Here is a 7,293-nt window from a genome sequence, read left to right as displayed (position 1 = left end):
TCGTACAACAGTTCCGTTTTGCCGCAGCAGACAACGCGCCGCCGGAGTTCAAGGCGCGCGCCATTTCCTTCGTGCTGGCCGGCGGCATCGTCACGGCCGTTCTCGGGCCGCAGATCGTGATCTTCACCCGCGAATCCTTCGCGCCCGTGATGTTCGCCGGCTCGTTCGCCTCTATCCTGGTGCTGTCGGCCGTCGGCGCCGTCATCCTATCGTTTCTGCGCATCGCGCCTAAGGTGGTCGGCGGCGCGGCGATCGATGACGGCGACGCCAGGCCGCTGTCGGAGATCGTCACCCAGCCGCGTTTCGTCGCGGCGCTGTTCTGCGCCGTCGGAAGCTATGCGCTGATGAGCTTCGTCATGACCGGCGCGCCGCTCGCCATGGTCGGTTGCGGTCTCTCCGCCGACGACGCCACGCTGGGCATTTCATGGCATGTGATGGCGATGTTCGGGCCGAGCTTCTTCACCGGCTCGCTGATCCATCGCTTCGGCGCCGAGCGCATTGTCGCCGCCGGCCTCGTGCTCTTGATCGGCTGCGCCGTGGTCGCCCTGTCGGGGCTGGCACTCTGGCAGTTCTGGACGGCGCTGATCCTGCTCGGCCTGGGCTGGAACTTCGGCTTCATCGGCGCCACCTCCATGGTCGCCGCCAGTTACCGGCCGTCGGAAAAGAGCAAGCTGCAGGGCTTCCACGATTTCGTCCTGTTCGGCTCGGTCGCCTTCGCGTCGCTGATGTCCGGCGCGGTCTACAACGCCTGGGGTTGGGCGATGCTGAACTGGCTGGTGTTCCCGGTCTGCGCGCTCTGCTTCGTCGCGCTCGGTGCGTTGAAGGTGACGAGCTTGCGTGCAGCCAACTGACTCGACAGCCATTCCGACAGTGTGGTCGCGCGTCAGTTCGAGCCTGACCTGATCTGCTCCGGTCTATTACCCAGCGTCATTTCAATCGATCTAAAAGGAGTATGGCGCTGGGCAGGTTTGCCATCGCCTTCGCCTTTTGGGCGAAAGCCGGGCAAAAACCGAACAATATCTTGACGTTCCCAGCCCTGTTTCGCATACAGCCCAGCCAAGGGGTGGATTCCGCCTGGCGGCGTGCATCCCCGTTCCAACGGCCCAGGGAGGGGTTCTTTTGGGCCATCAATCGAGGAAAATTCGGCAATGACCACCATTTACGCCGTCATCGCCTGCGGCCTGCTTTCAGTCCTTTACGCTATCTGGGCGACACGTTCGGTCCTGGCGTCCGATCAGGGCAATCAGCGCATGCAGGAAATCTCCGCGGCCATCCGCGAAGGCGCCCAGGCCTACCTGGCGCGCCAATACACCACCATCGCCGTCGTCGGCATCGTCGTGCTCCTGCTTGCCTGGTGGCTGCTGTCGATCACCTCGGCCATCGGCTTCCTGATCGGCGCGGTGCTCTCGGGCGCCGCCGGCTTTATCGGCATGCATGTTTCGGTGCGCGCCAATGTGCGAACCGCGCAGGCTGCCTCCAACAGCCTCGCCGCCGGCCTCGACATCGCCTTCAAGTCGGGCGCCATCACCGGCATGCTGGTGGCGGGTCTCGCCCTGCTCGGTGTCTCGATCTACTACCTCATCCTGACCGGTCCGATGGCTCTCCAGCCCAATGACCGCATCGTCATCGACGCGCTGGTTTCGCTCGGCTTCGGCGCCTCGCTGATCTCGATCTTCGCCCGTCTCGGCGGCGGCATCTTCACCAAGGGCGCCGACGTTGGCGGCGATCTCGTCGGCAAGGTCGAAGCCGGCATTCCCGAGGACGATCCGCGCAACCCCGCCACCATCGCCGACAATGTCGGCGACAATGTCGGCGACTGCGCCGGCATGGCCGCCGACTTGTTCGAGACCTATGCCGTCACCGTCGTCGCCACCATGGTTCTCGCCGCCATCTTCTTCGGCGGCACCGCGGTGCTCGGCACCGCCATGCTCTATCCGCTGGCTATCTGCGGCGCCTGCATCCTGACCTCGATTGTCGGCACATTCTTCGTCAAGCTCGGCTCCAACGGCTCGATCATGGGCGCGCTCTACAAGGGCCTGATCGTCACTGGCCTGCTGTCGATCGTCGGCCTTGGCGCCGCGACATCGCTGACCATCGGCTGGGGTGATATCGGCACCGTCGCCGGCATCGCCATCACCGGCAAGAACCTGTTCATCTGCGGCCTGATCGGCCTCCTGGTGACCGGGCTCATCGTGGTGATCACCGAGTACTACACCGGCACCAACAAGCGCCCGGTCAACTCCATCGCCCAGGCGTCGGTGACCGGCCACGGCACCAACGTCATCCAGGGCCTCGCGGTCTCGCTGGAATCGACGGCGTTGCCGGCTATCGTCATCGTCGGCGGCATTATCGCGACCTACCAGCTCGGCGGCCTCTTCGGCACGGCGATCGCCGTCACCACCATGCTCGGCCTCGCCGGCATGATCGTCGCGCTCGACGCCTTCGGCCCGGTCACCGACAATGCCGGCGGCATTGCCGAGATGGCCGGCTTGCCCAAGGAAGTGCGCCAATCCACCGACGCGCTCGACGCCGTCGGCAACACCACCAAGGCGGTGACCAAAGGCTACGCCATTGGTTCGGCGGGCCTCGGCGCGCTGGTGCTGTTCGCCGCCTATTCGAACGACCTGAAGTTCTTTGCCGCCAATGGCGACAAGTTCCCTTACTTCCAGGGCATGGGCGAGGTTTCCTTCGACCTTTCCAATCCCTATGTCGTCGCCGGCCTGATCTTCGGCGGCCTGATCCCGTATTTGTTCGGCGGCATCGCCATGACGGCCGTCGGCCGCGCGGCGGGCTCGATCGTCGAGGAGGTGCGCAAGCAGTTCCGCGAGGACAAGGGCATCATGGCCGGCACCTCGAAGCCGAACTACGCCCGCGCCGTCGATCTTTTGACCAAGGCGGCGATCCGGGAGATGATTATCCCCTCGTTGCTGCCGGTGCTGGCGCCGCTGGTCGTCTATTTCGGCGTGTTGCTGATCTCGGGTTCGAAGGCCTCGGCTTTCGCCGCGCTCGGCGCCTCGCTGCTCGGCGTGATCGTCAACGGCCTGTTCGTCGCCATCTCGATGACCTCGGGCGGTGGCGCCTGGGACAACGCCAAGAAGTCATTCGAGGACGGCTTCACCGACAAGAACGGCGCCAAGCACTTGAAGGGCTCCGAGGCGCACAAGGCCTCCGTCACCGGCGACACGGTCGGGGATCCCTACAAGGACACCGCCGGCCCGGCGGTCAACCCGGCGATCAAGATCACCAACATCGTCGCCCTGCTGCTCTTGGCCGTGCTCGCGCACGGCTGAGGCTCAAGCTGTTCGTCGAAAAACCCGCGGGAGTGATCCCGCGGGTTTTTTCATTTCCCGCCGCGGTTCAAGCGATCTGACGCAGGATCGAGCCGTCGGTTATCTTGTCGTCATTGGCCAGCATCATCGCCTTCGACAGGATGACTGACAGGATGTCGTCGCCCTCGAACGGCACATAGGCCGGCCTCGGCCCGGCCGCCTCGTTTGACGGCACGATGCAGAGATAGCGGTCGTTGGGCGCCATCCTGATGTGTCCGGATGCGAAGTTGATCCTGTAGGTCTTGCGCTTGCCGTCAACGATCAGGAACTCGTCCGTGACCGTGCACTGGTTGGCAATCGCGAGGCCGGGCAGGATGGTGGCGATGAAATCGCGTCGGCCCTTTGCCAGGCCGCTGGCCTGTCCTGCCGAATAGCGCTCGCGGTAGTCGAGGAATTCAGGCCGCTCAGACAGCGGGTGGCGCGCGTTGCTGCCGCGATCCTGCCAGTGGCGGTCGTTGCCGATCGAGGTGCGGCCGATCACGCTGTCGATGTCGTACATCGCCTCGCAGAACGCGCGGGGAGGGACCGCATCGACGGACAGCGGAACCTCGTTCGGCTGCCCGGTCTTTGGGTCGAGCGCGAAAAACGCCACCCGATCCGTGGCGATGAAGGCGTAGAGCGCGGCGCCGCGCTCGGCCGCCTCGATGTCCTGCACGCGCGTGCCGATGCCGGCGACCCAGAACTCGGCGGCGACACCATGATACGGCAAGGTGAGCCGCACCCGTTCATGCTCGGCATTGTTGCCGTGCATGCTGCGATTGTACGCCGTCCAGCCGCGCTTCTTCAGGATGGCCATAACTGGAGCCTGCTCCAATATGTGCGCGGCGAAGCGGTTGGAGTAGCTGCGTGTGGCAAGCTCGGCGTCGGTGACGACGTAGACCGGCCGCCAGGCCTGGATGAAGGGCTGCTGGATCGTCTGCCTGGCGAGGCTCTCGCGCCAGGCCGCGACGGTCGTGGCCGGGCTGTCCAGCGGATGCCAAAGGTGGACCGTCCAGTCCGGTCCTGGAACCGGGCAGCGAACGCCGGCATGATCGACAAGCTCGCCTTCGCGCGGCATGGCGACGAACGCCTCGCCCTTGGGACCCGCAAAACGCCAGATCAGGCGCTCGGAAAGCGTGCGCAGCAGGCCATTGCCGATCAGCCGGTCCTGCCAGCCCTGGTAATTCCAGTGGCGGCCGTCGCGCCAGGCGCTCTCGATGCGGCGCCGCGCTTCCGGCAGAATCAGCGCGATGTCCTTCGCCGCATCTTCCAACTCGCCCGCCATTTCGCTACCGCCGGGTGCCGCCTTGAAATCCTTGGCGATGCCGCGGCTCGACTTACCCTTGGCGTCGATGCTGCGCAACTCGGCCTTGGCCGACGAGACAACGCGCAACTCGACGCGAACGCCGCCCAGTTCCTCGACACGAAGCCCGCCATCGCCGATGCCGTACTCGGCCATGGCGATTTCCTGCATGTCGTCGCCCGACAGGCCGAGCTTGCTGCCCGCCGCTTCCAGCGCCTTGTCGATCGACTTGATCACCACTTTGTCGTCGATCCTGCGGCGAAGGCGCCCAAGCGCATAGGCCGCGTCCGCGGTGCCCAGCTGGCCGAGCGACCAGACGCAGGCCGCCCCTGTCTTTTGCGAACGCACGGTACGTCCGTGATGCCCTGTCTTGATCAGCGTCGCGCCTGCCAGCGATTCCAGCAGCGGGAGCGCCTTGTCGGCCGGCAGGCGGGACAGGGCCAAGCCAATGCCGCGTGCTACCGCGACATTGTCGGGCGACAATTCGCCGTGCAGTCGGCCAAGATCAAATTGCCAGGGTACATAGTCCCCGGCCGCACGCTGGAACAGCAGGCCCGGTATCGCGCAGATCGCCTTCAGCGCGGACTGCCGCACCGCCGCCTCGTAACCCGCCGACTCCCGTTCCGGCAGCGGTGTCGGAAACACCGATGCATTCTGCGGGCTGAACACCAGGCTGTAGGCTTCGAGGCCGATATAGACGTCGCGCTCGATCTCCGGCAGCGCCGGTTCGCAGAGCGGTTTGAGCCACTGCCTGAAACCGTCGGCCACCGCGTCGTGCCCAAGGGCTGCGATCTTGCGTTCGCAATCCTTCAGCCAGGTCGTCCCCGGCGCGCCATCGCCCGCGGCAACCAGATGGTTGAGCAGGCTGCCGTCAGGGTCCCCGCCGCCGAATTCGAACGCTTCGACCCGCGTGCCGGCCCTCGTGAAGTCCTGCGGCCAACCCCGATCGAAGCTCGGCCCCACGGCGCGCAGCATCGCCATTTGCGCGGCGGTCGCGAGCTGTCGCCATTCGGGTTTTTCCTCGCTCAGCATGCGACTGAGATGGTTGTTGTAGTCCTTGTGAAAACCTTCCTCGCCCTTGGTGTCGCGCGCCCACCAGCCGAACCTGAAGGCGGCACTGCCATCGCCGGAGCCGAAACGGGCGGCGAACGCCTGTCGGTCGGTCAGCCAGTTATGCACCGTCCTGTCGCCGGCGTAGGCGCGGATGTCCTCGAACATCGGCGCCAGTTCCGTCAGCACGTCGTCCCAAAATTCCGCCTTGTCGGACGGCGGCGGCGTGTAGCGCAGGTGGGAAGTTTTGCCGGCGGATTGGCCCGCATGCGCGCAAAGAAACTGTCCTGCTGGCCGGCCCCGGCAAGCGCCTTCAGCGAAACGATCAGTGGTGGATCGGTCTTTTCCGGTCCGGTCCTGTTTTTGTAGTACTGCGTATCGCAAACCAGCGCGATGAGCCTGGCGGCGTTGGCCCGGTCTTCGGCGCCGAGCGCCTGTCCGTTTTTCACCGCGCGCTCGATCTCGCGGACGATGCCGAGCTTGGGCAATCCGCCCGACCAGCCGATCGTGCCCTTGAGGTGCATGCCGGCCTGGTCGTTCGCGAGCAGCCGAAGCGCGGTGGCGGTTCTCGGCGCGTTCGTCTGGAAGCCGCTGCGCAGGAGATCCCGGCTCAAGCTCTCGCAGAAGCGCGCGAATTTGGGCGGGGTCTTGCCCTCCCGGCTGCGCACATAGACGGCCACCTCAGGACCCCAGCCGAAGCGTGCCCGCAGGAAGTCGATGGCATCGAACAATCCGCCGCGCTGTTCCGCTGACAAAGCGCGCAGGCGGCTCGCGATATCCTTGCGGTCCTGCTCCGAGTTCGCGGTGTCATAGGCACGGATGAGGGCTACGAGTTCGGCCATCATCGGACGCGAGCCGCCGGCGGATGAGGCCAGCTCGATATCCCGCGCCAATGTCTCCGCCTCGCTCCGCTCCCGGTCGGCATGGGCGCGATGGAGGCGCTCGACCATCCTATTTATGTCGGCGAGCGGCGCCGGCTCGTTCGCACGCGGGGCGCCGGCGACGACCTTGCCGAATGCAGCGGCCGCTGCCCTGAGACCCGAAAACAACCTTCCATTGCCCATCCACTCAACCCCCCTTGAGCCGCAAAAGCTTTATGAAGACGACGTCCGTGCGCGCTGAAATGACGGCCACATCGTCCAGCGCAATCATTTGCTTGCCGCCGACGACGACCATGAAGGCGTTGCGCGAGAAGGCCTCGATCGCCGCCGCCACCGCCAAGTCCGGGTTCGTCTTCTTGAGCGGTCCGGTGTTTGGCGCATAGAGCAGCGTCTCTATCGCTGCGTCGTTGCGCGAGGCGTGCAACCTGTCATGCTCCAGCAGCACGCGTTCGGTGATGATCTGCCGGAGCGTGCACGGCACGCCGTCCTTCCAGTCCAGGACGAAGCTCTGGACCGGTTTGCGGGCGCCGATCTGGTCGTACATGACGATGCGGCTCATCTGACCCTCCGATCCGGCTGATCTTGCGGATCAAAAATTATAGGCAGATGAAACCCTAGCGCCATTGCGCTTTGTGGTGGATAAACGGCTAACGCAGAAGTTGCGCCCGCCACATGATCAATAAAGGATCATCGGGACATTCGGTGGCTTTGCTTTTGCTCTTGGAGGAAAGCCGGCCTCCCTGGGCCGCAA

Annotated in this window: 5 protein-coding genes; 2 read left to right on the top strand and 3 right to left on the bottom strand. The window is 65.1% G+C overall.

Going from position 1 to position 7,293, the window contains the following annotated elements; translation table 11 throughout:
• A partial coding sequence (locus EN745_RS25440) for an MFS transporter (RefSeq protein ID WP_145992126.1) occupies positions 1–851 on the top strand: 851 nt, incomplete at its 5' end.
• Between the two features lie 297 nt (positions 852–1,148).
• Complete coding sequence (locus tag EN745_RS25435) at positions 1,149–3,290, top strand: sodium-translocating pyrophosphatase (RefSeq protein ID WP_127422539.1); 2,142 nt, start codon at positions 1,149–1,151, stop codon at positions 3,288–3,290.
• Between the two features lie 67 nt (positions 3,291–3,357).
• Here the strand turns inward: EN745_RS25435 and EN745_RS25430 are convergent, their stop codons facing one another.
• Genes EN745_RS25430 through EN745_RS25420 form a run of 3 tightly spaced genes read right to left on the bottom strand, consistent with a single transcriptional unit; the run spans position 3,358 to position 7,101 of the window.
• Positions 3,358–5,850 carry a DUF4132 domain-containing protein gene (locus EN745_RS25430; protein WP_127422538.1) on the bottom strand — a complete coding sequence of 831 codons (2,493 nt, stop codon included), beginning with the start codon at positions 5,848–5,850 and terminating at the stop codon, positions 3,358–3,360.
• A complete protein-coding gene (locus EN745_RS25425; protein ID WP_127422537.1) occupies positions 5,844–6,725 on the bottom strand; it encodes a hypothetical protein in 882 nt (293 codons plus the stop codon). Before EN745_RS25425 ends, EN745_RS25430 begins: the two co-directional genes overlap by 7 nt.
• A 4-nt stretch (positions 6,726–6,729) precedes the next feature.
• Positions 6,730–7,101 carry a hypothetical protein gene (locus tag EN745_RS25420; RefSeq protein ID WP_127422536.1) on the bottom strand — a complete coding sequence of 124 codons (372 nt, stop codon included), beginning with the start codon at positions 7,099–7,101 and terminating at the stop codon, positions 6,730–6,732.
• Between the last annotated feature and the right edge of the window lie 192 nt (positions 7,102–7,293).

Origin of the sequence: Mesorhizobium sp. M4A.F.Ca.ET.022.05.2.1, from assembly GCF_003998845.1 — a bacterium.
In the GTDB taxonomy this organism is placed as follows: domain Bacteria; phylum Pseudomonadota; class Alphaproteobacteria; order Rhizobiales; family Rhizobiaceae; genus Mesorhizobium.
Note: the sequence above shows the minus strand (reverse complement) of the source record. Positions and strands in the feature narration are given on the sequence as shown.